The following is a 25,376-nucleotide window of genomic DNA, read 5'->3' as shown; positions in this document are numbered from 1 at the left end:
CTTAATCTAAATTTTTTCAATAAGCTGGATAATGGTTTGTTTGCTATATCCCAGATGTTCCATTTTCAGAAGGAACTCTTTTACTTGCTGGGATGCAATTTGTGTTTTTACTTGTTCAATCATAGCTAAATCCTCCGTAACAAATCGACCGCTGGTTCTTTGACTGTATAAAAGTCCTGTGTGCTCCAGTTCAGAAAGGGCTTTCTGCATGGTATTTGGATTTACACCGGCAGTCTGCGCCAATTCTCGAACAGAGGGGAGTTTTGAACCGGGAGTATAAGCTCCTGATATAATATCATAAGTAATGTGCTCCATAATCTGAGTGTAAATAGGATACTCAGGATTTAAGTTCCAAGACATCTGTAACACCTCCTGTAAGTTTGATAAATTGTATTACTGTATTATTTGATTAGTACAATGATACAAAGTCTGTAAGAATTTGTCAATAGAAATTTTAGAAAATAATCATTGCATTTCAAAATTTATATGTTACAATATTGTTACATAGAGATTAAAGGTGAGAATATGAATTTATACGAAGCTATTTTTTTAAGAAAATCTGTACGAAATTATGAGATGGAAGTAATATCTCCTGAAATATTGCAGGAGATACAGGAGTTTTATGCACAGATTGAAGGATTAAATCCCGGTATCCGTACAGAGATTTCTATTATTGACAATACAAAAGGACAAAATAAAAGAATGCACTTGCTGGGAGTAAAAGCGCCCTATTATATTGCATTTTACTCAGAGGAAAAAGATTTGGCACAGATGAATGCAGGATATATTATGGAGCAGCTTGCTTTGTTTATGTGCACAAAAGGCTATGGAACATGCTTTTTAGGAAGCGTAAAGCCTAAATTTGGAAATCCTCATAAGGGTGATTTGAAATTTATGATTACCATGGCATTTGGAAAAAGCAAGGGCAGCTATACCAGAAAACCGGTGGATGCAAAGCGCATGGATTTAAAAGAGCTTTGCGTATATAAGGAAGTGCCGAGACAGTGGATGAAACAGCTATTGGAGGCAGCACGACTTGCGCCTTCCAGCTATAACAGTCAGCCGTGGCGGTTTGTGGTGTATGACAATCGTATTCATGTGTTTGCTAAGAAGCATAATTTAAATCATCTGGGAAAATACGAGGAGATGAATTTCGGTGTGATGTTTTCTCATTTAATGGTAGTAGCAGAGGAGCTTTGGCTGGATGTGGATTTAATTCGGTTAGAAGATATTACCCACAAGAACTTCCCAAATAACCAGTATGTGCTCAGTGCAATTTTGCGTACTTGAGAAAAATATAAAAAAATTCAAAAAAAGTGTTGACATATTGAGGAACATATAGTATATTATATTTCGTGCTTGAGAGATATTTCAACACAATATGCGCGAGTGGCTCAGTTGGTGGAGCGCGACCTTGCCAAGGTCGAGGCCGCGGGTTCGAGTCCCGTCTCGCGCTTTTTTTATTTCTTAAAAATAAAAAGTAGGACACTTTTTAGAAAGTGTCCTACTTTTTCTCTATTAAACTTTTTGTGCTTCTATGTTGAGAATTAAACGGATAAAATCCTTAGATTTCGGCGCTGTCGCCAGAAATCGTATGTCGTATGTAACAGTACCTTCGGTAATGGTTTTATCTTCTGTGCTTAGACCTTTAATCATGGAGTTGGTAACGATATTCGTTTCAGCTGGTGTAACGGGAACCTTTGCAATCTGAGGTTCACCCTCGATGTAATTGTCCATAATTTCTTGAATACTGCAATTTCGGTATTCTTTTAGACAATTCTTCATAATCCATGCAAGAATAACCTTTTCTGAAAGAAGACGCTTGCAAGCGGCGTCATAATCAGCATGGCTTCTCGCTGTATGAAGTGTTTTGGATAACGTTGTTCCGACCTCCAATAAATCACCACCTTGCTTGTCTTAAATTTAGTATAAGACAGCCCATACAGAAATACAAGGGGAAAACAGAAAAAGAGCATGACGGATAACCTTGCGAATGGATAAAGGAGAGGGAATTTTAGAAAAAGTCCGTGAGGTAGCAGAAAAAGAAAAGATTAAATTGGCAGATATTAGTGCATTGGGAGCTGTCAGTGAATTTACAGTGGGCGTGTTTGACACAGAGGCAAAAGAATACCATGCAAATGAATTTAAAGGAAGCTTTGAAATAGTTTCTTTAACAGGAACAATCAATACTATGAATGATGAATTTTACTGCCATCTTCATATGAGTGCAGGAAATGAAAAAGGACAAGTGTTCGGAGGGCATTTAAACAGGGCAATTATCAGTGCAACGTGTGAAATGGTTATTACGTTAATTGACGGAAGAGTAGACAGACGATTTGAGAAAGAAGTAGGATTAAATCTGTTTCAATTTCAGTAAATGTGGAAATATTTAAAAAACTGTGGTACAATAGGTGCACAAAAAGACTCAATGCTAAGGAGGTAGTTGCTTTATGAAAATGATTTTTGCGATTGTACGAAAAGAAGATGAGGGATTTGTAATAGAGCGATTAAATAAAGAGAAAATCAGTGTGACAAAGCTTTCCAGTACAGGTGGATTTTTACGTAAAGGAAACGCCACATTGATGATTGGTACAGAGGATGAACAGGTAGATACGGTACTTCAGATTATTAAAGAAGAATGTTCCAGACGTCAGGAGGTCATGATGAACCCTGCTTATTCTGCTGGCACAAAAGGTCCTGTTATGGGATATGCAGCTCCGCCGGTAACCATTGAAGTAGGCGGTGCAACAGTATTTATTGTAAATGTAGAGCAGTTTATTAAATTATAGAGAAAAATAGAATAGGCATAGGAGAAAATAATATGTTAGAAATCGGTACAAAGGCGCCGGATTTTTCATTGCCGGACCAGAACGGAGAAATTCATAGTCTGGAAGAATATAAAGGAAAAAAAGTAATTTTATATTTTTATCCAAGAGACAATACCGCAGGCTGTACAACGCAGGCTTGTGGTTTTGCCGAGCGATATCCTCAGTTCTTAGAAAAAAACGCTGTGGTTTTAGGGGTAAGCAAGGACAGTGTTGCTTCACATAAAAAATTTGAGGAAAAGTATGAGCTTCCTTTTACATTGTTATCTGATACGGAATTATCCTGTATTCAGGCTTATGATGTATGGAAAGAGAAAAATAATTACGGAAAGAAGACTATGGGTGTGGTTCGCACCACCTATTTAATTGACGAGCAGGGAATAATCGTAAAAGCTTTCGGAAAAGTAAAAGCAGCAGATAATCCTGCACAGATGTTAGAGGAATTATAGGATTATTTATGAAGATTATTATTTCACCGGCAAAGAAAATGAATGTAGATACAGATTGTCTGCCGATACAGGGGCTGCCAAAGTTTTTACCGGAGGCAGAAAGCTTATGTGAGAAAATCAGGGGATATACTTACGAGGAGCAGAAAACATTGTGGAAATGCAATGACAAAATCGCAAGACTAAACGCAGAGCGTTTTCGTGATATGAATTTGAAGACAGGTCTTACACCGGCAATCCTGTCCTACGAGGGCTTGCAGTATCAGCACATAGCGCCACAGGTTTTCACAGAAAAAGAGCTGACCTATATTCAGGAGCATTTGTGTATTTTATCGGGATTTTACGGGGTGTTAAAGCCTTTTGACGGAGTGACACCTTATCGTTTGGAAATGGGAACCAAGCTGGAAACAGAAGGGTGCAAAGATTTATATGAGTTCTGGGGAGATAAGTTGTATCAAGAAGTAATAAAGGACGACGGAATTGTCATTAATATGGCATCTAAAGAATACTCTCAAAGCATTTCCAAATATATTTTGCCAAAGGAGCGCTTCATTACGGTAGAATTTGGAGAAGTTCATAATGGAAAGGTAAAGCAGAAAGGGACTTTTTCAAAGATGGCGAGAGGCGAGATGGTTCGTTATATGGCGGAAAATCAGATAGAAGATATTGAAAAAATAAAAGAGTTTCATGTTATGGGACTGCAGTATGCAGAAGAGTTTTCAAATGAAAATAAAATGGTATTTACTGTATAAAAATGATATTGGGAGCATAAAAATACCGACAATCTACGGACAGTAAAATGTCTGAAAGATTGTCGGTGTTTTATTATTCTATTACATAAATCCAGTCCTTCGGAGCTTCAATAGTTCCCATCTGAATTCCTGTAAGGGTATTGTATAACTGTTTTGTCACTTCGCCCATGGCTTCCATGCCGCTTGGGAAACAGATTTCTTTTCCGTGGTCTACGATTTTGCCTACTGGAGAGATTACAGCGGCAGTTCCGCAAAGACCGCACTCTGCAAAGTCCTGAAGCTCATCCAGATAAACTTCTCTTTCTTCTGCTTCCAGTCCCAGATAATCTTTTGCAACCTGTAAAAGGGAACGGCGTGTAATAGAAGGAAGAATACTGTTGGATTTCGGTGTGACTACTTTTTTATCCTTTGTGATAAAGATAAAGTTTGCTCCTCCTGTTTCTTCTACTTTTGTTCTTGTTGCTGCATCTAAGTATAGGTTTTCATCATAACCTTCTTTATGTGCATCTACAATAGCATGCATACTCATGGCATAGTTCAGTCCTGCTTTAATGTGTCCTGTTCCACAAGGAGCAGCTCTGTCAAAATCGCTGACTCTTAAAGTGAGTGGCTTTACACCACCTTTAAAGTAGGGGCCTACCGGTGTGGTAAATACACGGAACTGATATTCATCTGCTGGTTTTACGCCGATAACAGGATTTGCTCCAAACATATATGGTCGGATATACAGAGAAGCACCGGAACCATAAGGAGGAACAAAAGCAGAATTTGCTTTTACTGTTTTAGCCACTGCATCGAGAAATCTTTCAGCAGGAAATGGCGGCATTTCCAGTCGGTTTGCTGAGTCCACCATACGCTGGGCATTTAAGTCAGGGCGGAAGGTTACTATCTTTCCATCCTTTGTGGTATATGCTTTTAATCCTTCAAAGATAGTTTGTGCATATTGCAGCACACCTGCACATTCATTAATAACTACATTGGCATCTGTTGTCAAAGTGCCTTCGTCCCATTTCCCCTCTTTGAAATTGGATACATAACGGTAGTCTGTCTGCATATAACCAAATCCAAGATTTTTCCAATCAATATTCTTTTTATCCATTTTCATCCTCCATTCTGCTGCATAGCTGAGCGAAAACAGCTTTTATGTAATTTTTTAACATTATAAAACTTTAACGTGTGAATTGCAAGAGATGTTCCGTTGCTTTTTTGCAATCTTTCATATATAATTTAAGGAAACAGTAATCACGGGTTGGTAAAATTGGACTGTTAGAATAGGAGTGAATGACATGCCGGTGAATGATTGGAATAATCTGGGGCGAGATGTGAAGGATATTGTGCAGCATGCAATTAACAGCGGAGATTTCAGCGCATTAAACAGAGATTTAGGTGCGACGCTTGACAGCGCTCTCGGAAATGTTGCGCAGAGTATGAAAAGAGCGGGAAATGCTTACAGCAACAAGTATAGCTATAAACCTTTTGGAGGCTATCGAAACCCTTCACAGAGAGAACGGATGAAGGAAGCCAGAGAAGAATTTGCCTTATTTGTCAATACAAACGGAGCAAAGGCATTGGGACTTCTTTTTACAACATTGGGAATTGCCCTTACTATTATGTTTGGCGTAACAGCGGGAATATTGGGGATTTTATCTCTTTTTATAGGAAGCATTGCTTCTAAAATCGGTACGGTAATGATGATTTTCCTGCCGGCTATGGGACTTAGCGCTATTATGGGTATCTGCGGAAACCGTTTACGAAAGAAAATTAAAAGATTTCGTTCTTATGTAAAAACTTTAAACGGAAAACCTTATGCAAATGTAAAGGATTTGGCAAAAAGCGTCAGAAAATCAGAAAAGTTTGTACGTAAGGATTTAAAGAAAATGATTGACAAACGAATGTTTTTGGAAGGTCATCTGGATAAAAACGGCGTGTGTTTTATGGCGACAGACGATGCTTATGAGCAGTATTTAGAGACAGAACGAAACATGGAGGAAAGAAAAGCGGAAGAAGCAAGAAGACCGAAAACACAGCTTTCTGAGGATGTGCAAAAGGTTATTGAGGAAGGTAATCGTTATATCGAAGAAATCAGAAGAAGCAACGATGCTATTCCGGGAGTGGAGATTTCCAATAAAATGTATCATCTGGAAAATGTAATCCGAAGAATTTTTCAGAGGGTAGAAAAGCATCCGGAGCTTATCAACGATTTACATAAGTTTATGGATTATTATCTTCCTACTACCATGAAGCTTTTGAATGCTTATGAGGAATTGGATAAGCAGGATATGCAGGGAGAAAATATTAAAACAGCAAAATCGGAAATCGAAAATACATTAGATACCATTAACGTTGCTTTTGAAAATCTGCTGGACAGCTTTTATAAAGAAACCGCATGGGATGTATCATCGGATATATCTGTTTTAAAGACCATGTTTGCCCAGGAGGGACTGACAGAGAAAAACAATTTTCAGGGAAAGGATAATTAAATTATGAGTGATGAATTAAAAGATTTTACAGTAACACCTACCCTTACTTTTGAGCCTTTACAGGAACAGGCTCCTGTGGCAGAGGTGAAGAAAGAAGAACCGGCAAAGCCTGAGATGGACGACAGTATTTTATCTGAGGAAGAAAGAAAAATCGTAGATGATTTTGCACGTCAGATTGACATTCGAAATTCAGCGGCAATTTTGCAGTACGGAGCAGGAACACAGAAGAAAATGGCTGATTTTTCAGAGGATGCTCTTGAGAAAGTACGCACAAAAGATTTAGGCGAAGTAGGGGATTTGCTGGAAAACGTGGTGACAGAATTAAAGAATTTCGATGCGGAAGAAGAACGCAAAGGAATTATGGGCTTTTTCAAAAAGGGAGCAAATAAGCTGGAAGCCATGAAAAACAAGTATTCCAAAGCAGAAGCAAATGTAAATAAAATTGTGGAAACTTTGGAAAAACATCAGATACAGCTTATGAAGGATGCGGCAATTATGGATAAAATGTATGCCTTAAACTTAAATTATTTTAAAGAGCTGTCTATGTATATTTTGGCCGGAAAGAAGAAGCTGGAAGAAATCCGTTCAACGGAGCTGCCTCAGCTTATGGCAAAAGCACAGGCAAGCGGTCTTCCGGAAGATGCACAGGCTGCAAAGGACTTGGACTCTCTGTGTGAACGTTTTGAAAAGAAAATCCATGACTTGGAGCTGACACGTATGATTGCCGTACAGACAGCGCCGCAAATCCGTCTGGTACAGGGAAATGACACTTTAATGGCAGAAAAAATTCAGTCTACTATTGTAAACACCATTCCTCTTTGGAAAAGTCAGATGGTAATTGCTCTTGGCGTGGCACATTCCACAGAGGCCGCAAAGGCGCAGAGAGAAGTAACAGATATGACAAATGCTCTTTTACAGAAGAATGCTCAGACTTTAAAAATGGCTACCATAGAAGCTGCAAAAGAGTCTGAAAGAGGAATTGTAGATATTGAAACATTACAGAAAACAAACGAGTCCTTAATCAGCACCTTTGATGAAGTTATGAATATTCAGCGGGAAGGCAGAGAAAAGAGACGTGCAGCAGAGGCAGAAATGTATCGTCTGGAAGGTGAATTGAAACAGAAACTTTTACAGATTAATCATTAATTGGAGGTGTCTTTATGTATCGTGATCATACAAAGGTTGTGCAGATTGGGGATAAGAAAATCGGTGGGGGAAATCCCATTTTAATACAGTCCATGACCAATACAAGAACAGAAGATGTAGAGGCAACCGTACAGCAGATATTGGCGCTGGAGGCAGCAGGATGTGAGATTGTCAGATGTACCGTGCCTACCTTAGAGGCAGCAGAGGCATTAAAAGAGATTAAAAAAAGAATTCACATTCCTCTGGTGGCAGACATTCATTTTGACTATAAAATGGCCATTGCCGCTATGGAAAACGGAGCGGATAAAATTCGTATTAATCCGGGAAATATCGGCAGCATTGACAAAATAAAAGCAGTGGTAGACGTTGCAAAAGAGAGAAATATTCCTATTCGTGTAGGTGTAAACAGTGGTTCTTTGGAGAAAGAACTGGTGGAAAAATATCACGGTGTCACTGCTGAAGGACTGGTAGAAAGTGCCCTTGATAAAGTGAGAATTATTGAAGATTTAGGGTATGATAATCTTGTAATCAGCATTAAATCCTCTGATGTAATGATGTGTGTAAAGGCACATGAATTGCTGGCAGAACAGACCAATTATCCCCTGCATGTAGGCATTACGGAGGCAGGGACTTTATATTCCGGAAATATTAAATCAGCCGTAGGTTTGGGGATTATCTTATATCAGGGAATTGGAGATACTATTCGTGTGTCCCTGACCGGCGACCCGGTAGAGGAAATCAAATCAGCAAAGAGAATTTTAAAGACCTTAAATCTCAAAAAAGGCGGAATTGAAGTGGTATCCTGTCCAACCTGCGGAAGAACGAAGATTGATTTAATCGGACTGGCAAATCAGGTGGAAACTATGGTGCAGGAATTTCCTCTGGATATTAAGGTTGCCGTTATGGGCTGTGTAGTAAATGGTCCGGGAGAAGCAAAAGAAGCAGATATCGGCATTGCGGGAGGTAAGGGAGAAGGTCTTCTGATTAAAAAAGGAGAAATCGTGAAAAAGGTTCCTGAGGCAGAGCTTTTATCTGTGCTTCGGGAAGAACTTGAAAACTGGAAATAAGTATGGAGGCATTGTTTCATGGAGAAAGAATTTCTGGATGTGTTTCGAAATCTGGAAGTAGGTGAGGAGCTTCGTGCGCTTTTAAAGGAAGTGGCGGTTACGAAGATTGCCGTTAATCCGCAGAAGGACCGTATCCGAATTTATATCCGCAGCCGCCAATGGATACATAAAAAGTATATTTATACCTTGGAAAGAGCAGTTTCGCAGCAGTGCTTTCCGGGGGTGAGCATGGAGGTAAAGGTGCTGGAAAAGTTTACCCTTTCCAGTCAGTATACCCCTCAGTTATTCTTTGAGGCGTACCAATCGTCCATGGCTCTGGAGCTTAAAAATTACAGCATTCTGGTCTTTAATATGTTCCGGAATGCTGTAATTACGTTTCCGCAGACAGATACCATGCACATACTTTTACAATCCACAGTGCTGGCGAAAAGTAAGGAAGATGAACTGGTACAGTATATAGAAAAAATCTTCTGTGAAAGATGTGAGTTTTCTTTAAAAGTAGAGACAGAATATGAGGAAATAAAGGAAAGTAAATTCCGAAAAAACAGCGATATCCGCATTGCACAGGAAGCGGCTCATATTGTAGAAATGTCCTCTCTCGGAAAAGAAAAAGAGGAGCTTGAGGAGGTAAAAGAAGAACCGAAGAAAGCTCCTGTAAAACAAAAGGAAAAAGAAAAGACAAAGACGGAGAAGAAAGAAGCGCCTGCAAAACGTGGATTTTCTGACTTTAAACGCAGTGTAAAACGCTCTGACAATCCTGATGTACTGTATGGAAGGGACTTTGATGACGAAGTAATTCCATTGGAAAACGTGCAGACAGAAATGGGAGAGGTCTGTGTCAGAGGAAAGATTATGTCCTTGGAAAAGAGAGAAATCCGAAACGAAAAAACGATTATTATCTTTTCTATTACCGATTTTACAGACTCCATTACCGTAAAAATGTTTGCCAGAAACGATCAGGTAGAGGAGATTACAGAAGGCGTTAAGGAAAAAGCGTTTGTAAAGCTGAAGGGAATTACCACTATTGACCGATATGACAGCGAGCTTACCATAGGCTCTGTTGTGGGGATTAAGAAAATTGCCAGCTTTGAAAACAGCCGTTCTGATAATTATCCAGAGAAGCGTGTGGAGCTTCACTGCCATACAAAAATGAGCGATATGGACGGGGTATCCGACGCAAAAGCCCTGATTAAACGTGCCTACGAGTGGGGACATAAAGCTATCGCCATTACCGACCACGGGGTTGTGCAGGCATTTCCTGAGGCGAACCACTGCTTTGACTCTTGGGGAGGCGTCGTTCCTCCAGAGGCAGATTTCAAGGTGATTTACGGTGTGGAAGCTTACCTTGTAGATGATTTAAAAGGAATTGTGCAAAACAGCAAAGGGCAGAGCTTACATGCGCCTTATGTGGTATTTGATATAGAAACCACAGGATTTTCCGCTTTAAAAGATAAGATTATTGAAATTGGTGCAGTGAAGGTGGAAAACGGAAGAATTACAGAGCGTTTTTCAGAATTTGTAAATCCGCAAATTCCTATACCATTTCGCATTGAGGAGTTGACCAGCATTAACGACAATATGGTAGCAGATGCACCTACCATCGATGTTATTTTGCCTAAATTTGAAAAATTCTGTGAGGGCTGTGTTATGGTGGCTCATAATGCAGAGTTTGATATGAGTTTTATTCGGAAGAATTATGAGGATATAGGTATTGAAAGAGAAGATACCGTGGTTGATACTGTGGGGATGGCAAGATTTCTCCTGCCCCAGCTTAACCGTTTTAAACTGGATACGGTGGCAAAAGCAGTGGGAGTTTCCTTGGAGCATCACCACAGAGCAGTAGACGATGCTTCCTGTACAGCCGACATTTTTGTGAAATTTATTGAAATGTGTGTAGAAAGGGATATTTTCAATCTGGATGAGCTGAATGAAAAGGGAACGGTTTCCGTTCATTCCATACAGAAAATGCCTACCTATCATGCAATTATTCTGGCGAAAAATGATGTGGGAAGAGTAAATTTGTATCATTTGATTTCAGACTCCCATTTGATTTATTACCATAGACGTCCCCGTATTCCAAAGAGCCTGTTTTTGAAATATCAGGAGGGACTTCTTATTGGTTCTGCCTGCGAAGCAGGAGAGCTTTATCAGGCTGTTTTGAATGGAAGACCGGAGCAGGAAATTGCCCGTTTGGTGAATTTCTATGATTATCTGGAAATACAGCCTCTGGGTAACAACGCCTTTATGTTAAAGAATGAAGACCGCTCGGATATTACTTCATGGGAGGACTTGCAGGAAATCAATAAGAAGATTGTAAAGCTGGGAGAGGCATTTAATAAGCCGGTAGTGGGAACCTGTGACGTGCATTTTTTAGACCCCGAAGATGAGGTGTATCGAAGAATTATTATGGCAGGAAAAGGCTTTGATGATGCAGATGACCAGGCGCCTTTATACCTTCGTACAACAGAGGAAATGCTAAAGGAATTTTCTTATTTGGGAAGGGAAAAAGCAGAGGAAATCGTCATTACCAATCCCAATAAAATCGCAGATATGGTAGAGAAAATATCGCCTATTCACAAGGGGAAATGCCCCCCTGTTATTGAAAATTCCGATGCCATGTTAAGGGAAATCTGTTACAGTAAAGCCCATGAAATCTACGGAGAAAACCTTCCGGAAATGGTAGAAGCACGTCTGGAAAGAGAGCTGAATTCCATTATTTCCAATGGGTACGCCGTTATGTATATGATTGCCCAGAAGCTGGTTTGGAAGAGTAACAGTGACGGATATTTGGTAGGTTCCCGTGGTTCTGTTGGTTCTTCCTTTGCAGCTACTATGTCGGGAATTACAGAAGTAAATCCTCTAAGTCCACATTATTATTGTGCCAAATGTCACTACGCAGATTTCGACTCCGAGGAGGTGCGGGCATATTCGGGAAGGGCAGGATGCGATATGCCGGATAAGAAATGTCCTGTATGCGGAGAGCCGCTGGTAAAAGAAGGATTTGATATTCCTTTTGAAACCTTCCTTGGATTTAAAGGAGATAAAGAGCCTGATATTGACTTGAACTTTTCCGGTGATTATCAGGGAAAAGCGCACCGTTACGTTGAGGTTATTTTCGGTGCGGGGCAGACATTTAAGGCGGGAACAATCGGTACGCTGGCAGAGAAAACAGCTTTTGGTTATGTCAAGAACTATTATGAAGAACGTGGACAGAGAAAGCGTTATTGCGAAATCAACAGAATTGTGCAGGGCTGTACAGGGGTAAGACGTACCACAGGACAGCATCCGGGAGGAATTATTGTTCTTCCCATCGGATGGGATATTGAGGAATTTACACCGGTTCAGCACCCTGCAAATGATATGAACAGCGATATTATTACTACGCATTTTGATTATCATTCCATTGACTCCAACCTTTTAAAGCTGGATATTCTGGGGCACGATGATCCAACCATGATACGTATGCTGGAGGACCTTACCGGCATCAACGCCAGAGAAATTCCGTTGGACTCAAAAGAGGTTATGTCCTTATTTAAAAATACAGATGCGCTGGGTATTACACCGGATGATATCAGAGGCTGTCCTTTGGGCTGTCTTGGTATTCCGGAGTTTGGTACAGATTTTGCCATGCAGATGTTAATTGATGCCAATCCGACTTCTTTTTCTGATTTGGTTCGTATTTCCGGTCTGTCTCACGGAACAGACGTGTGGCTGGGAAACGCACAAGATTTGATTAAGTCCGGAACGGCAACCATTACCACCTGTATCTGTACACGAGACGATATTATGATTTATCTGATTAACAAGGGCTTGGAGCACGGACAGGCATTTACCATTATGGAGAGCGTGCGAAAGGGTAAGGGATTAAAGCCGGAATGGATTGAAGAAATGAAAAAACATGATGTTCCGGACTGGTATATTGAGTCCTGTAAAAAGATTAAATATATGTTCCCGAAGGCCCATGCAGCAGCGTATGTTATGATGGGATGGCGAATTGCCTATTGTAAAATCTTCCATCCGCTGGCGTATTATGCGGCATATTTCAGTATTCGTGCAACTGCTTTTTCTTATGAGCTGATGTGTCAGGGAAAAGAAAAGCTGGAATATTTTATGGACGATTATGAGAAGCGAAAGGATACATTGAGCAAAAAAGAGCAGGATACTTACAAAGATATGCGAATTGTGCAGGAGATGTATGCCAGAGGCTTTGACTTTGTTCCCATTGATATTTATAAGGCAAATGCACATACATTCCAGATTATAGACGGAAAGCTGATGCCTGCGTTGGATACCATAGAAGGTCTGGGAGACAGGGCAGCGGATGCTGTGGTGGCGGCGGCAGAGGAAGGAAATTTCCTGTCCCTTGATGACTTCAGAAATCGAACAAAGGTTACGTCCTCTACTATTGATTTGATGAATGATTTGGGATTGTTTGGAAAATTGCCGAAGTCTAATCAGATGTCGTTGTTTGACTATCAATAATTCTATTTTACACAAACATGGCTTTACCAAATACAGCCACAGTTATTCCAAAGCAAACTCGGTCATTTTCTTGTTTTTCTGCGCCGCCAATGGATGTTTTGTCCGCCAAACTCGTGCTCACGCACTCGGACACGGCTTCCAAAACATCACTGTGCTCGAAAAACTGCGAAAATATCCCGATGGTTTGCTTATAAAATAGCTGTGGCTTGTATTTTGGAAGACAGAAGTTATTTGTGCAAAATAGTATAATGTAAACTTTAAATGGAGTTGGAAACAATGAAAAAAATTTTGATTATTGATGATGATATTTATATCAACGATATGTTAGAAAAAGTTTTGATACAAGAAGGATACATGGTTTCTCATGCCTATTCCGGAACAGAAGCGTTGTTATTTATGCAAAATAATACTCCTGATTTAATACTTCTTGATTTAATGCTACCGGGGCTGTCCGGCGAGGAAGTATTACCTAAAATATCGGATATTCCGGTAATTGTTATGAGTGCAAAAGTCGATGTAAAAGATAAAGTAGCGCTTTTATTAAACGGAGCTGTTGATTATATCACAAAACCATTTGATATTGATGAATTGCTGGCAAGAATAATTGTACAGCTTCGTAAACTAGACAAAGCTACTCATTCAGAAAAATTGGTATTTGATGAGATTTTTCTTGATATAACAACGCATGAGGTTCGTGTTTGTGACCAAGAGGTAAAGCTAACCAAAACGGAATTTGCTATATTGAAGCTTCTTATGGAAAATCCAAAGCAGATTATAACAAAAACGATTTTGCTTGACCGAATTAGTGAAGATACGCCTGACTGCATGGAAAGCTCATTACGAGTTCATATCAGCAATTTGAGAAAGAAATTGCGTGAAGCTTCAGGAAAAGATTATATTGAAGCGGTATGGGGAATTGGATTTAAAATGGCAGAATAAAATCTTTACACTTTCTTTGCACTTTTCTTAACAGCTTCCTTAACAATTATTGATTAGAATAGCATGAAAGAAAAGCAAGGAGGATTAGAAACAATGGAATATATTTTAACAGCGAAAGATTTGACAAAAGAATATCGTCATTCTGCAAAAGCATTGAATAGATTTTCTATTCATGTTCCTAAAGGAGCAATTTACGGATTTGTTGGGGAAAACGGAGCCGGTAAAACTACGTTTATCCGTATAATATGTGGGTTGCAAGCACCGACATCTGGAAATTATTCTTTATATGGGGTTAAAAATACAGATAAGAATATTTTGAACTCACGAAAAAGAATAGGAGCTGTTATCGAAACACCATCAATTTATTTGGATATGACGGCAAGGGGCAATTTGAAACAACAATATCAAATTCTTGGATTGCCTTCCTATGACGGAATTGATGAATTGCTGCAACTTGTAGGATTGGATAATACGGGAAAGAAAAAAGCAAAACATTTTTCTTTAGGTATGCGTCAAAGATTAGGAATTGCAATGGCACTGGCAGGAAATCCGGATTTTTTAATTCTCGATGAACCGAGCAATGGACTTGACCCACAGGGAGTAATTGAAATCAGAGAATTGCTTTTAAGGTTAAACAGGAAGAAACAAATTACCATATTGATTTCAAGCCATAATTTGGATGAACTTTCTCGTATAGCTACACATTATGGTTTTATTGCAAATGGCAATAAGGTAGAAGAAATAACCGCAAAAGAATTGCAAAAAGTATGCCGAAAATGTGTAAAACTTACAGTAACAGATACTGATGTATTGGCACGTATACTTGATATAATGAATATTGAGTATGAAATACTCTCTGACACAGAAGCAAATATTTATGGAGAAATTCCTGTTTCGGAACTGACATTAAAATTAGCGCAAGATAATTGCTATATTACGTCTATGCACGAACAGGCAGAAACATTAGAAAGTTATTACATCAATTTAGTAGGGGGTGTAAATCATGAGTAAATTGTTATATGCCAATTTTTTCAGAATGGTGAAAAATAAATTATTTTTAATAGGCATGGGATTTATGTTTTTGGCAGGAAGCTTCTTATGTTTCCAGCAATATAGGCAGTTAATAGGGTATCATGCGCAGGTAAAATTGGATAGCACATTTTTTGTGTATACTTTAATGATTGGCGTAATAAGTGCAATCTTCTGCTCTTTGTTTGTTGGTGTTGAATATAACGATGGGACGATGAGAAATAAAATTATTGCAGGACATAAAAGAACAGAGATTTACTTTTCAAATTTGATTGTAAATATCGTTGCTTCCTTTTTAATGTGTGTGTCTTATATGTTGGCAAATGTAATTGTTGGAATACCGATGATTGGAACATTAAGGATTTCTACAACCAAAACTTTGCTTATTGTTGTGGGGAGTCTTATTACAGTCGTTGCGTTTTGTTCTATCTTTACTATGATTAGTCTTTTGGTTTCCAATAAGGCAATCGCACCTATTATATGTATTCTGTTTGTGTTTTTATCCATTGCATTTTTAAATGAGGTACAAAGAATTTTAGATAACCCTAAAATATGGTATGACGGAACAGTAAATACTGCGTACGTGGGCGGGAGAGAAAGAGAGCAGCTGGAATTTATTTATAATGTACTTCCGGCAGGACAGGAAATGCAATATGCAAGAAAAAATATAAAAAATATGAATGAAATGAGTCTGTATTCTGTCGGTGTTACGGTAATTACAACAGGGATAGGTATTTTCTTTTTTAAGAGGAAGAATATTAAATAGAGGTATTGATTATGAACGTTTGGGTATGTGTATTGATTTTGTGTTTGCTTGCTGTTATAGGAATGCTTTTTGTTAAAGTATATCTTTTGAAAAAATCGGCAAGAGAAATAAATAAGGCTTTTGCCGAAAAAATAAGGAATGATACAAATACCCTTATACAAATATCCGGTCATGATAAGGATATGAAAGAGTTAGCTTCTTCTCTTAATACACAACTTAAATATTTCAATCAAAGCCGACAAAAGTTTGAACATGGAGATTTGGAATTAAAAGAAGCAATTACAAACATTTCTCACGATTTAAGAACCCCGTTAACTGCTATCTATGGGTATTTGAAGCTGCTGCAAAATGAGGAATGTTCAGAAGCGGGAAAAACTTATCTGACGGCGGTAGAAAATCGTACAAAGGCTATGAAACAGCTTACGGAAGAACTATTCCAATATACGTTGGCAGCATCTGATAGCGAGAAATTGATGATAGAAGCTATAAATTTGAATGGTATTTTAGAAAGCTGTATATCTTCCTATTATGCGGTATTAAAACAAAACAATATTATTCCGGAAATTAAAATACCGGATAAAAAAGTATTTTGTATGGGGAATGAAAATGCTTTGACTCGTGTTCTGGGAAATATGATAAGTAATGCGATAAAATATAGTGATGGAGATATGAAAATCACGCTGTCAGAAAATGGTGAGATAACTGTTTCCAATATGGCTTATGGGTTGGATGAGATACAAGTCGGAAGATTGTTTGACCGTTTTTATACAGTAGAAACTGCCAGAAAATCAACAGGATTGGGGTTGGCAATTTCTAAAACGCTTATTGAGAAGATGAATGGAAGTATATCAGCAAAATACGAAAATAATAGGTTAAGTATTCACATTTTTCTCCCAGAATACTAAAATTTTTCTTGGCTCGGTTTATAATAATAAAGAAAACTGCTGTATTAAGCAAAACCAGAAATATGGATACATTTTATCGGATTTGTCAGATAAAATGTATCCATATTCTCGATATAAGCAAATATTACATTGTTTTTTCATAAAGACCGGAATATACCTTCTTGTCCAGCCGTAAATAAATACTGTATAAAATCATCACAAATAAACCGATTACCGCTATAATTATCCATACGGTACTGAATGGATAGTAGTCGATAAGTGTTCCTATTACATAGTTACTTAAAACTCCGATTAATCCGGCGAAGCTGTTGGTAATACTTAATACTCTGCCACGATGTGTGTCCGGTATTCTCTTTGTAAGGTAAGGTGTTTTTGATATAGAGCCGAATATTTCGCCTATGGTAAAGAGTATCATCCCCACAATCGCAATGATAAAATAATGATTTAAAAAGATAAAAAAGGCAAGTCCCAATGACTCTAATAGCTGTCCAAAATACATAATTCGGATATCGATTACTCCGGAAAGCTTTTTGGTGAATATCGGCGTGCCTATTACCACAACAACGGCATTGATGCTTGTTAAAATTCCAAATTTAAAAGCTCCTGAACCATGAAAGACTTCCTCTATATGTAAAGGCATCAAAAAGTTAAATTGATTATAAATCAGCGCAGCTATACCGGAAATAACAAATAGCAGAAAAAATAATTTTCGTTCAGAAAAAACCTTGAATATTGAGCCGGTTTCACCTTTCTCATATTCGTTCATTGCTTTAGTATCCTGATTATTAGCTTTTACATTCTTAATAAAAACCAATAGCAGCAACGTACTGCTTATATCTGCCAGACCGTTAATGAAAAAAGAAAGGCTGAGATAATGATTAAATAAAATGCCGCCGATAGTCGGAGCTAAAACCAATCCTAAATTCATTGAAAGGTAATTCAGGGAATAGGCTCTTTCTCTATCCTTGTAGGTTGTCAAGTCAGCAATCAGGGCATCATAAGCCGGCTGTTCCATTGCCTGAAATAAGGAGGCAATCGCTAATAAATACAGCGTTGTCATGGACATTGGCAATACAGCGCAAACGAAATAGAGGCTGTTTCCGATTAAGTCAAAGGTAACGATGATATGCTTTTTATTATATTTGTCAGCCATCTTACCTCCCAGTAAGTAAAACGGTCCCATAAACATAGAAAATATCATCATATACAGACCAATGGTCTGTCCGTTCAGTCCCAGTTTTTCACTCATGATTAAGGTAAGCATGGGCCATATTAAAGCCCCCATACTTGTCATGACTTTACCAAAAGCCAACACATAGATTTCTCTTGGCAAATGGCTGTACATTGAAAAATGTTTTTTTAGAAATCCCATAGGCATTATTTCCTTTACGTTCTGACAATATTTGCAAGTACCCTATAAAAAAAGAGTTATCGCATTAAGTGCATCTCAAGAATATCTATACATTTTATGCTCGACAAATTTGCTAAAAGTGTATAAATATTTATGAAATACTTAATGTGACAACTCTGGTCATAAAAAATTAGAATTTCTCTCCTGAGAGTAATTCGTAAGCTTCTACATATTTTTCAACAGTTTTGTCAATGACTTCTTCCGGCAGAAGGAAATCGCTTTCCGGATTTGCTTTCAGCCAGTCACGAACGTACTGTTTGTCAAAGGAAGGCTGTCCCTGTCCCGGTTTGTAGCCTTCTAATGGCCAAAATCTGGAGCTGTCCGGTGTAAGCATTTCATCGCCCAGAACCACGTCTCCGTTTTCATCTAAACCAAATTCAAATTTTGTATCTGCAATGATAATATTTTTTGTCAGTGCATATTCAGCACATTTTTTATATAGTGCGATTGTGTAATCACGAATTTTTTCTGCGTATTCCTGTCCACGTCCCGGATATAATTTTTCTAAGGTTTCAACTGTATCTTCAAAGGAAACATGTTCATCGTGGTCACCGATTTCTGCTTTTGTAGTTGGTGTGTAAATCGGTTCAGGCAGCTTATCGGACTCCTGTAATCCTTCCGGAAGCTTAATACCGCATACAGTCCCGTTTTTCTGATAGCTTTCCCAGCCGCTTCCTGTAATATATCCACGCACGATGCACTCAACAGGGAGCATTTCCAGTTTTCGGCAAAGCATAGTATGTCCTTCGAACTCCGGCTGCTGGAAGAATTCCGGCATATCCTTTACATCTGTTGAAATCATGTGGTTTGGAACAATATCCTTTGTAAAATCAAACCAGAATTTTGACATTTTTGTAAGGACAACACCTTTATTTGTAACTGTGTTTTTAAGAATGTAGTCAAATGCGGAAATTCTGTCTGTTGCATAAATTACTAATTCTTCTCCAATGTCATAAACCTGACGTACTTTTCCTTCTTTAAATGGTTTGTACTCCTGCATGTGTTTTCACCTTTCTTCTTATATAATTATAATTTGAACCGCTTTTATTGTAACAAATTTTTGAAAAAAAGAAATAGTATTTCCAAAAAAAGTATAAAATCTTTTAAACTTCTCCCAGAACCTCAGAAAGAGCCTGTAAAAGCTCGTTGTTTTTTTCCGGACTCATCATGCAGAAACGGATGAAGGAGCTGTCCAGAAATGGGAATGTTGAACAGTCACGTATCATCAATCCTCTGCGGATACAGTAATCGAAAACCTGTTCCGAAGTAATGTTTTCCTTTAAGATTTTTACAAGGAGGAAGTTGGAACAGGAAGGATATACCTTTACACTTTTCCATGAGGATAAAGTTTTAAAAAGTCGTTCTCTTTCTCCGGAAATTAAAGCTCTTGTCTTATCAATATATTCTTTATCTGAAAACATAATACAGCCGGCAATTTCTGCAAGACTGTTAATTGTCCAAGGATTTTTCTTTGTGTTAATATATTTTAAAAGGTCAGGATTTCCTGTTACTGCATACCCCAGACGCAGACCGGGAGCTGCAAAAAATTTGGAAATTCCACGTAGAACAATGAGATTATTATAATTGTTGGTAAGAGGAATAGAAGAAATTTTGCTGTCTAAAGGAGCAAATTCTTCATAAGTTTCATCTACCATAACACAGGTTCCATACTGGAGACAGGTATCTAAAATTTTTCGCATATCTTTTCTGGTAATGGCAGTGGATGTAGGATTATTAGGGTTACAAAGCACCAGTAAATCAATACTGTCATTTAAATGTGAACAAAAATCAGAGATATTGATTTGAAAATCATTTTCTTCCAGCAGAGGATAATAGAGAGTTTGTCCTCCTTTTAATGCAATTTCGCGCTCGTATTCTGAATAAGTAGGGCCTAAAATTAAGGCTTTTTTTGGATTTGTTGTCTGAATAAACAGAGAGATTAGCTCGGTAGAGCCATTTCCCACAATAATATTTTCAAACTGAGCACCGGTATAGTCACAGATGCTTTTACGGAGTTTTGTATAATCTCTGTCAGGATAGTTTGTGATAGCGTCAATGTGAGTGGAGAGAGTATCTCTTAAAAGAGGAGAGATACCAAGAGGATTTACATTGGCAGAAAAGCTGGTGATATCTTCTTTTTTTATATGATAAATTTCTTCGATTTTCTCTAAATCGCTTCCGTGGAAGTGGTCTTTATGTTTCAGCATGAAATAGCCTCCCTTTTTGTATTAAAGTTGCACAGCAATCCATTGTAGTGTATAATCCATAGTAGCAGAATATTGTTAATTGTTCAATAAAAAGAAGACGGAGTAAAGGTGATATTTTGAAAACACGAATGGATCAACTGATAAACGGAAGATTTGAATACGATGTACCGGGGCTTATCTTATCAACAGAAAAAATTGTATTAAAAATAATGCCGGAAGAAAAGCTCAGGGGTGAATTAGAATTTGCAGCAGAAGACAGACGAAAAATAAAAGGAATGGCATATTCGACACATAGACGGTTTCTTTTGGGAAAAGAAAAATTTGCAGGAGAAAAAATTATTCTGCCTTACGGAATAGATGCCAAGGGGCTGAAAAGCGAAGACAAAATAGAAGGAGAGATTGTGTTAAGCACCAGTATAGGAGAATACAGGGTGCCTTTTTCTATTGAAGTAAGGAAAACACAAGTGCGGACTTCTCAGGGAACCGTGGGGACACTGGAAGAGTTTGTTGCTCTTGCAAAGGAGGATTTCCGAGAGGCATATCAGCTCTTTGTGGAAAAATCATTTCCACAGCTTTTAAAGGGAAGAGAAGAGTTGCTGCCTTATTATGAAGCAATGGTAAAAATGCCTGCTCCTTATCAGAATTTAGAAGAATTTTTAATCAAAGCAGGCTTGAAAGAACCGGTTTCTCTAAGTCTGGAAAAGGAAAAGCTGGAGCTTTACGAGGTACAAAGCTCTTTAAAAGATACCCTGCGGATAAGACGCAGCGGATGGGGATTTTTAAGAGCGGAAATTACGGTATCGGGAGATTTTCTGGAGGTAGAAAAACAGGTTATTCATGACGGACACTTTATCGGCAGTGTATATGATTTGGAGTATATTATCCGCAAGGAATGTCTGGGAAAAGGGAAAAACTTTGGCAGAATTTCCATTAAAACCGTATACGAAACCATTACTTATGAAATTATGGTGTCAAAAAGCAATCGAATACAGGTGGACGTAACCGCTTATGAGAAAAGAAAAAAGCTGGAAGCGGCAAAAGCTCTGTTAGAACTTCAGCTGGGAAAGGTGACTGCTTCAGAATGGTGCGAGAATACAAAGGCTCTTTTAGATGAATTAAAAGAAAACGGTTATTATTCTACAGAATGTCAGCTTTTTGAAGCTTATATGTGGGTTTTAAGCGGGAGAGAAGATGAAGCAAGACGACTACTGGACTCTTTGGAAAACAATCAGAGAGTGAAGGACGAAGAAATTTTAGAAGGGGCATTTTTGTACCTTGACGAAATTTCCCACAGAAGCACACAGCTGAAAGAAAAGACAGCAGTGCGTCTGCATCAGCTGTACCAAAGACGTGTGGACAGCTGTCTGTTATTATACATGATTTTTGAGATGGATGAAGAAGTTCTGAGAACCCAGTCCAGAAAGATGTTCTTTTTAGAGGAACAGTATCGAACAGGCTCAAGAAGTCCGTTTTTATATCTTATGGCGTGTAAATTGGGCGCAGAGGACGGCTCTGTTTTCCGAAAAATGAATCATTTTACTGTGCAGGTTTATCGCTTTGCACAGAAATACGGAATGCTTACAGAAGAAATGGCATTTCGTGCAGTGGATTTAGCAGGACAGTTGAAGCGTTTTTCAAAACCGGTGTATGAAATTTTAACTTATATTTATGAGAAGTATCCTTCAGCGTTGGTCATCAAAGGCATTTGCCAGTTTGTGATGAAAGGCGAACCGAGAAAACTGGAATATTTTAAATGGTATGATTTGGCAGTGCGTGCAGAACTGAAAATCACAGGCTTGTACGAATATTATATTGAAACTATGAGCAGGAATTACCAGAAGGTACTGCCAAAGGTCATCCGTCTGTATTTCGGCTACAATAATACATTAAGCGACCAGAGAAGAGCATTTATTTACAGCAATATTATTCGAAATAAAGAAACAGACAAGGAAACCTATCAGGCGTACAAACAAAATATGGAAGCTTTTGCCTGCGATAAGATTAAAGAAGGCAGAATGAATGAAGATTTTGCAGTGGTTTATCAGGAGTTTTGTGTAAATTCCGAAGATGAAAATGTGCGTGCGGCATTGGCAAAGGTTTTATTTACTTACAGACTTTATTGTGACGACCCGAAAATCTGCAAGGTCATTGTCCGCCACACTGCAATGAAGGAAGAACAGGTGTACCTGTGTACCGACAGAACAGCCTATATCTCTCTTTATACACAGGATGCGGCAATCTTATTTGAGGACAGCAGCAAGCGCAGATATGCAGGGACAGTAGATTATAATCTTCACAAGCTTTTAGATATTGAAGAGCTGTCGGGAAAACTGGCAAAGGACGGGCAGAGATATGCGGGAATGCTTTTACACACCTGTGGGGAATTAAAGCACGAAAATCCTATTACAGAAGAGAATATTTCCAGCTTTGAAGCCGTTTTAAAGCAGGATATCTTTGAGGAGGATTATCGGCAGGAAATCCGTAAGCGTCTGCTTCTTTATTATGAGTCACAGATGGACAACCGGAATTTAAGGGAGTCCTTGAAGGAGATGGATTTTAAAGCTTTTGCAAAAGTAAACAAAAGCCTGCTGGTTACGATTTTGGTAAAACAGGATATGTTTGTGGGAGCTTATGATTTAATCTGCGAATACGGATATGAAGATGTGGATATGTCGGTTCTTTTAAGAATGTGCAGCAGAATGATTTTGAATTTAGAGTTTGAATACGAGGAAGAATTGCTGCTTCTGGCGGGATATATTGTAAAATCCGGTATTTATGATGAAATTCTTTTAAAATATATGGCGTCACATTTTGAAGGTCCTGTACGGGAGATGACAGAACTGTGGAAGCGTGTCAGAGGTTTTTCTCTGGACTGCTATGCTTTGGAAGAACGAATTCTTCGGTACAGTATGTTTACCAGAATTTATTCTGAGCAGGGGCTGGAGGTTCTGAAAGATTATATACAGCAGGGTGGAAATGAGCATGTTGTTCTGGCTTATTTGACTTTTGAGTCTTACGGCTATTTTGTAGGCGGAAAAGAAACAGGGGAAATTCTCTTTGAAGCATTAGAAAATTTCATGGAAAAAGAATGGGAGTGCGACATTATCTGCAGATTGGCTCTTTTAAAGCATGACACAGAGCAAAATAAATGGGATACAAAGAAAAAGCAGAGAGCTCAGAAAATTTTGGAGGAATGTAGAAGAGAAAGGTTGAAATTTGAATTTTTCCAGAATATGCCAAGGGAGCTTTTGCAGGCATGCCAGATGGAAGATAAAATGTTTGTGGAATGTAAGGCAGGACCGGGAGCGAAGGTTACGCTTTACTATCAGGTGGAGAGAGAACATGTGATTTCCGAAGAAAAAACAGAGCCTTTAAAAGAACGGTATCAGGGTATTTATAACAAAGAATTTATCTTGTTTTACGGAGAAAAGCTTTTGTATCGTTTTGTAATCGAGCGAAACGGACAGACATGGGAAATTCCACAGCAGATTTTACAGGTAGAGGCTGCGGAAGCATATGGACACAGTAAATATCAGTTGTTAAATCGAATGTTAAAGCTGTTAGAGGAAGGAAAGACAGAAGAGCTTTCAAAGCTGGAGCAATCTTATTTGAAACAGGAAAGACAGGTGGCACAATTATTTGAATTGCTGGATTAAGGGGTGAAAGAAATGAACGAAACGAGAAACATTATAGTAGGGCTGGAAATCGGAAAGCTTCAATCACAGCTTTGTTATTACGACAGGAAAGAGAAAGAGCCGATTTCTGTTTCTGTAAAGGCAGGGAGCAATCAGTATCTTTTTCCCACCCTGTTATCCGTAAATCCGGAAAAGGAAATCTGGCACTACGGGCTGGAGGCAGAATATTTTTCAGCCAATGAAGGGGAAATTGCAGTAAACGGGCTGTTAGGTATATGGGGAGAGGCAGAACCTGTCCGTGTAGGAGAAAAGGTTTTTGAGGCTGCCGAGCTTATGGAAGCTTATTTAAAAGGCGTATTATCTCTTTTGGGAGTGGGAGAGCCTGTAAGACAGATAAAGGGGCTGATGATTACCGTTCCAAAGCTGTCTTCCGCTATGGTACAGGTGGTTTATGAGGCAGCCGCAGGCATGGGATTTTCCAGAAATCAGATTTTTTTGCAGGATTATGATGAGAGCTTTTATTATTATGTTATGAACCACAGGAAGGATAATTGTACAAGAAAAATCGGCTGGTTCTTATTTGACAATAATCAGGTGTCCTTTGCAAGATTGGTGATGGACAACCAGAAAAGACCGGCAATGGCGTATATTGAGCATGGAATTACAGCGGAATTATCCACAGACCCGGTAAAGAGAGATGAGGATTTCTACCGTTTAATTGACCGTTCCTGTGGAAAAGATCCTTATTCCAGCATTTATATGGTGGGAGAAGGCTTTGAGCAGGAGTGGGCAGTGCGTTCTATTCCGTTTTTATGCAGAAACCAGAGACACGTTTTTTACGGAAATAATCTCTATGTAAAAGGAGCATGCTATGGAGCAAGAGAAAAATGCGATGAAGGAATTTTAAAAGGATATTTGTATCTGAGTCCTTCTCTTGTGCAGAATAATGTGGCAATGGAAATGCTGGTAAACGGTTCTCCAAAGACTTATCCTTTGGTGGAGGCAGGGAAAAACTGGTATGAAATTCATACAGAGCTGGAGCTTATTTTAGATGAAAAAGAGGATTTGGAATTTGTAGTGACACCTATGGAGGGCGGAAGCAAGACCAGATTTAGTATGAAGCTTCCGGGACTCCCCAAAAGACCGAATAAAACCACAAGGTTAAAAATTTGCATATCCTACGAGAGCAGTGAAACCTGTGTGATTGTTGTGGAAGATATGGGATTTGGGGAAATGTTTCCCTCTAATGGAAATGTGTGGACAGAGAAAGTGTCATGGTAAAGGAG

The 25,376-nt window shown here is 38.6% G+C and carries 21 protein-coding genes and 1 tRNA gene; 16 read left to right on the top strand and 6 right to left on the bottom strand.

The window, feature by feature from the left end:
* Positions 1-6 precede the first annotated feature (6 nt).
* The gene (locus tag CGC63_RS12555) at positions 7-360 is read right to left on the bottom strand and encodes a GntR family transcriptional regulator (RefSeq protein ID WP_003022683.1); all 354 of its coding nucleotides are present in this window, start codon (positions 358-360) and stop codon (positions 7-9) included.
* Positions 361-525: 165 nt separating this feature from the next.
* Here CGC63_RS12555 and CGC63_RS12550 point away from each other — a divergent pair, with 165 nt between their 5' ends.
* Positions 526-1,290, top strand: coding sequence for a nitroreductase family protein (locus tag CGC63_RS12550; protein ID WP_009246508.1), 765 nt, complete (start codon positions 526-528; stop codon positions 1,288-1,290).
* A gap of 93 nt (positions 1,291-1,383) precedes the next feature.
* A tRNA-Gly gene (locus CGC63_RS12545) sits at positions 1,384-1,456 on the top strand.
* A 62-nt stretch (positions 1,457-1,518) separates the two neighbouring features.
* Here CGC63_RS12545 and CGC63_RS12540 read toward each other — a convergent pair.
* On the bottom strand, positions 1,519-1,896 hold the full coding sequence (locus CGC63_RS12540; RefSeq protein WP_003022681.1) for a hypothetical protein: 378 nt from the start codon (positions 1,894-1,896) through the stop codon (positions 1,519-1,521).
* Between the two features lie 97 nt (positions 1,897-1,993).
* Between CGC63_RS12540 and CGC63_RS12535 the strand changes: the two genes are divergently transcribed.
* The 4 genes from CGC63_RS12535 to yaaA all read left to right on the top strand — a co-directional run bounded on the left by CGC63_RS12535 (position 1,994) and on the right by yaaA (position 4,023).
* The gene (locus CGC63_RS12535) at positions 1,994-2,377 is read left to right on the top strand and encodes a PPC domain-containing DNA-binding protein (RefSeq protein WP_003022680.1); all 384 of its coding nucleotides are present in this window, start codon (positions 1,994-1,996) and stop codon (positions 2,375-2,377) included.
* A gap of 73 nt (positions 2,378-2,450) precedes the next feature.
* Positions 2,451-2,789, top strand: coding sequence for a cyclic-di-AMP receptor (locus CGC63_RS12530; RefSeq protein ID WP_003022679.1), 339 nt, complete (start codon positions 2,451-2,453; stop codon positions 2,787-2,789).
* 32 nt (positions 2,790-2,821) lie between these two features.
* A complete protein-coding gene (gene bcp, locus CGC63_RS12525; protein WP_003022678.1) occupies positions 2,822-3,274 on the top strand; it encodes a thioredoxin-dependent thiol peroxidase in 453 nt (150 codons plus the stop codon).
* 8 nt (positions 3,275-3,282) lie between these two features.
* The gene (yaaA, locus tag CGC63_RS12520; protein ID WP_003022677.1) at positions 3,283-4,023 is read left to right on the top strand and encodes a peroxide stress protein YaaA; all 741 of its coding nucleotides are present in this window, start codon (positions 3,283-3,285) and stop codon (positions 4,021-4,023) included.
* 73 nt (positions 4,024-4,096) lie between these two features.
* Here the strand turns inward: yaaA and CGC63_RS12515 are convergent, their stop codons facing one another.
* Entirely contained in the window at positions 4,097-5,122 is a 1,026-nt protein-coding gene (locus CGC63_RS12515; protein WP_040351204.1) for a branched-chain amino acid aminotransferase, read from the bottom strand.
* A gap of 187 nt (positions 5,123-5,309) precedes the next feature.
* On the opposite strand from CGC63_RS12515, the gene CGC63_RS12510 reads away from it, so the two are divergent.
* The 8 genes from CGC63_RS12510 to CGC63_RS12475 all read left to right on the top strand — a co-directional run bounded on the left by CGC63_RS12510 (position 5,310) and on the right by CGC63_RS12475 (position 16,837).
* Positions 5,310-6,503 carry a 5-bromo-4-chloroindolyl phosphate hydrolysis family protein gene (locus CGC63_RS12510; protein ID WP_003022675.1) on the top strand — a complete coding sequence of 398 codons (1,194 nt, stop codon included), beginning with the start codon at positions 5,310-5,312 and terminating at the stop codon, positions 6,501-6,503.
* A gap of 3 nt (positions 6,504-6,506) precedes the next feature.
* Complete coding sequence (locus CGC63_RS12505; protein ID WP_003022674.1) at positions 6,507-7,649, top strand: toxic anion resistance protein; 1,143 nt, start codon at positions 6,507-6,509, stop codon at positions 7,647-7,649.
* Between the two features lie 14 nt (positions 7,650-7,663).
* Complete coding sequence (ispG, locus tag CGC63_RS12500; RefSeq protein ID WP_003022673.1) at positions 7,664-8,716, top strand: flavodoxin-dependent (E)-4-hydroxy-3-methylbut-2-enyl-diphosphate synthase; 1,053 nt, start codon at positions 7,664-7,666, stop codon at positions 8,714-8,716.
* An 18-nt stretch (positions 8,717-8,734) separates the two neighbouring features.
* Positions 8,735-13,198 carry a PolC-type DNA polymerase III gene (locus CGC63_RS12495; protein ID WP_003022672.1) on the top strand — a complete coding sequence of 1,488 codons (4,464 nt, stop codon included), beginning with the start codon at positions 8,735-8,737 and terminating at the stop codon, positions 13,196-13,198.
* A gap of 276 nt (positions 13,199-13,474) precedes the next feature.
* Entirely contained in the window at positions 13,475-14,137 is a 663-nt protein-coding gene (locus CGC63_RS12490; protein ID WP_003022670.1) for a response regulator transcription factor, read from the top strand.
* A 93-nt stretch (positions 14,138-14,230) separates the two neighbouring features.
* On the top strand, positions 14,231-15,148 hold the full coding sequence (locus tag CGC63_RS12485; protein WP_022239858.1) for an ABC transporter ATP-binding protein: 918 nt from the start codon (positions 14,231-14,233) through the stop codon (positions 15,146-15,148).
* Positions 15,141-15,932, top strand: coding sequence for an ABC transporter permease subunit (locus tag CGC63_RS12480; protein WP_003022668.1), 792 nt, complete (start codon positions 15,141-15,143; stop codon positions 15,930-15,932). Before CGC63_RS12485 ends, CGC63_RS12480 begins: the two co-directional genes overlap by 8 nt.
* Before the next feature lie 11 nt (positions 15,933-15,943).
* Positions 15,944-16,837, top strand: a complete 894-nt coding sequence (locus CGC63_RS12475) for a sensor histidine kinase (RefSeq protein ID WP_003022667.1) — start codon at positions 15,944-15,946, stop codon at positions 16,835-16,837.
* A 124-nt stretch (positions 16,838-16,961) separates the two neighbouring features.
* Here the strand turns inward: CGC63_RS12475 and CGC63_RS12470 are convergent, their stop codons facing one another.
* From CGC63_RS12470 to CGC63_RS12460, 3 genes are all read right to left on the bottom strand, one after another.
* Positions 16,962-18,209, bottom strand: coding sequence for an MFS transporter (locus CGC63_RS12470; RefSeq protein WP_022239856.1), 1,248 nt, complete (start codon positions 18,207-18,209; stop codon positions 16,962-16,964).
* Between the two features lie 169 nt (positions 18,210-18,378).
* Positions 18,379-19,248 (bottom strand): phosphoribosylaminoimidazolesuccinocarboxamide synthase, encoded by an 870-nt coding sequence (locus CGC63_RS12465; RefSeq protein ID WP_003022664.1) that lies wholly within the window; start codon positions 19,246-19,248, stop codon positions 18,379-18,381.
* Positions 19,249-19,351: 103 nt separating this feature from the next.
* Positions 19,352-20,455 carry a pyridoxal phosphate-dependent aminotransferase gene (locus tag CGC63_RS12460; RefSeq protein WP_003022661.1) on the bottom strand — a complete coding sequence of 368 codons (1,104 nt, stop codon included), beginning with the start codon at positions 20,453-20,455 and terminating at the stop codon, positions 19,352-19,354.
* A 116-nt stretch (positions 20,456-20,571) separates the two neighbouring features.
* Between CGC63_RS12460 and CGC63_RS12455 the strand changes: the two genes are divergently transcribed.
* Together CGC63_RS12455 and CGC63_RS12450 are read left to right on the top strand one after the other, a co-directional pair.
* On the top strand, positions 20,572-24,111 hold the full coding sequence (locus tag CGC63_RS12455; RefSeq protein ID WP_242648466.1) for a DUF5717 family protein: 3,540 nt from the start codon (positions 20,572-20,574) through the stop codon (positions 24,109-24,111).
* Between the two features lie 12 nt (positions 24,112-24,123).
* A complete protein-coding gene (locus tag CGC63_RS12450; protein WP_003022657.1) occupies positions 24,124-25,371 on the top strand; it encodes a DUF5716 family protein in 1,248 nt (415 codons plus the stop codon).
* Positions 25,372-25,376: the final 5 nt, after the last annotated feature.

Origin of the sequence: Blautia hansenii DSM 20583, from assembly GCF_002222595.2 — a bacterium.
In the GTDB taxonomy this organism is placed as follows: Bacteria; Bacillota; Clostridia; order Lachnospirales; family Lachnospiraceae; genus Blautia; species Blautia hansenii.
The sequence above is the reverse complement of the archived record's forward strand: the minus strand, read 5'-3'. Positions and strand labels throughout refer to the sequence as shown.

Bases quoted from the DNA above. Each gene is read 5' to 3' on its own strand.
- CGC63_RS12555 (WP_003022683.1), bottom strand. From the start codon at position 360: ATGTCTTGGAACTTAAATCCTGAGTATCCTATTTACACTCAGATTATG.
- CGC63_RS12550 (WP_009246508.1), top strand. From the start codon at position 526: ATGAATTTATACGAAGCTATTTTTTTAAGAAAATCTGTACGAAATTAT.
- CGC63_RS12535 (WP_003022680.1), top strand. From the start codon at position 1,994: ATGGATAAAGGAGAGGGAATTTTAGAAAAAGTCCGTGAGGTAGCAGAA.
- CGC63_RS12530 (WP_003022679.1), top strand. From the start codon at position 2,451: ATGAAAATGATTTTTGCGATTGTACGAAAAGAAGATGAGGGATTTGTA.
- bcp (WP_003022678.1), top strand. From the start codon at position 2,822: ATGTTAGAAATCGGTACAAAGGCGCCGGATTTTTCATTGCCGGACCAG.
- yaaA (WP_003022677.1), top strand. From the start codon at position 3,283: ATGAAGATTATTATTTCACCGGCAAAGAAAATGAATGTAGATACAGAT.
- CGC63_RS12515 (WP_040351204.1), bottom strand. From the start codon at position 5,122: ATGGATAAAAAGAATATTGATTGGAAAAATCTTGGATTTGGTTATATG.
- CGC63_RS12510 (WP_003022675.1), top strand. From the start codon at position 5,310: ATGCCGGTGAATGATTGGAATAATCTGGGGCGAGATGTGAAGGATATT.
- CGC63_RS12505 (WP_003022674.1), top strand. From the start codon at position 6,507: ATGAGTGATGAATTAAAAGATTTTACAGTAACACCTACCCTTACTTTT.
- ispG (WP_003022673.1), top strand. From the start codon at position 7,664: ATGTATCGTGATCATACAAAGGTTGTGCAGATTGGGGATAAGAAAATC.
- CGC63_RS12495 (WP_003022672.1), top strand. From the start codon at position 8,735: ATGGAGAAAGAATTTCTGGATGTGTTTCGAAATCTGGAAGTAGGTGAG.
- CGC63_RS12490 (WP_003022670.1), top strand. From the start codon at position 13,475: ATGAAAAAAATTTTGATTATTGATGATGATATTTATATCAACGATATG.
- CGC63_RS12485 (WP_022239858.1), top strand. From the start codon at position 14,231: ATGGAATATATTTTAACAGCGAAAGATTTGACAAAAGAATATCGTCAT.
- CGC63_RS12480 (WP_003022668.1), top strand. From the start codon at position 15,141: ATGAGTAAATTGTTATATGCCAATTTTTTCAGAATGGTGAAAAATAAA.
- CGC63_RS12475 (WP_003022667.1), top strand. From the start codon at position 15,944: ATGAACGTTTGGGTATGTGTATTGATTTTGTGTTTGCTTGCTGTTATA.
- CGC63_RS12470 (WP_022239856.1), bottom strand. From the start codon at position 18,209: ATGGGATTTCTAAAAAAACATTTTTCAATGTACAGCCATTTGCCAAGA.
- CGC63_RS12465 (WP_003022664.1), bottom strand. From the start codon at position 19,248: ATGCAGGAGTACAAACCATTTAAAGAAGGAAAAGTACGTCAGGTTTAT.
- CGC63_RS12460 (WP_003022661.1), bottom strand. From the start codon at position 20,455: ATGCTGAAACATAAAGACCACTTCCACGGAAGCGATTTAGAGAAAATC.
- CGC63_RS12450 (WP_003022657.1), top strand. From the start codon at position 24,124: ATGAACGAAACGAGAAACATTATAGTAGGGCTGGAAATCGGAAAGCTT.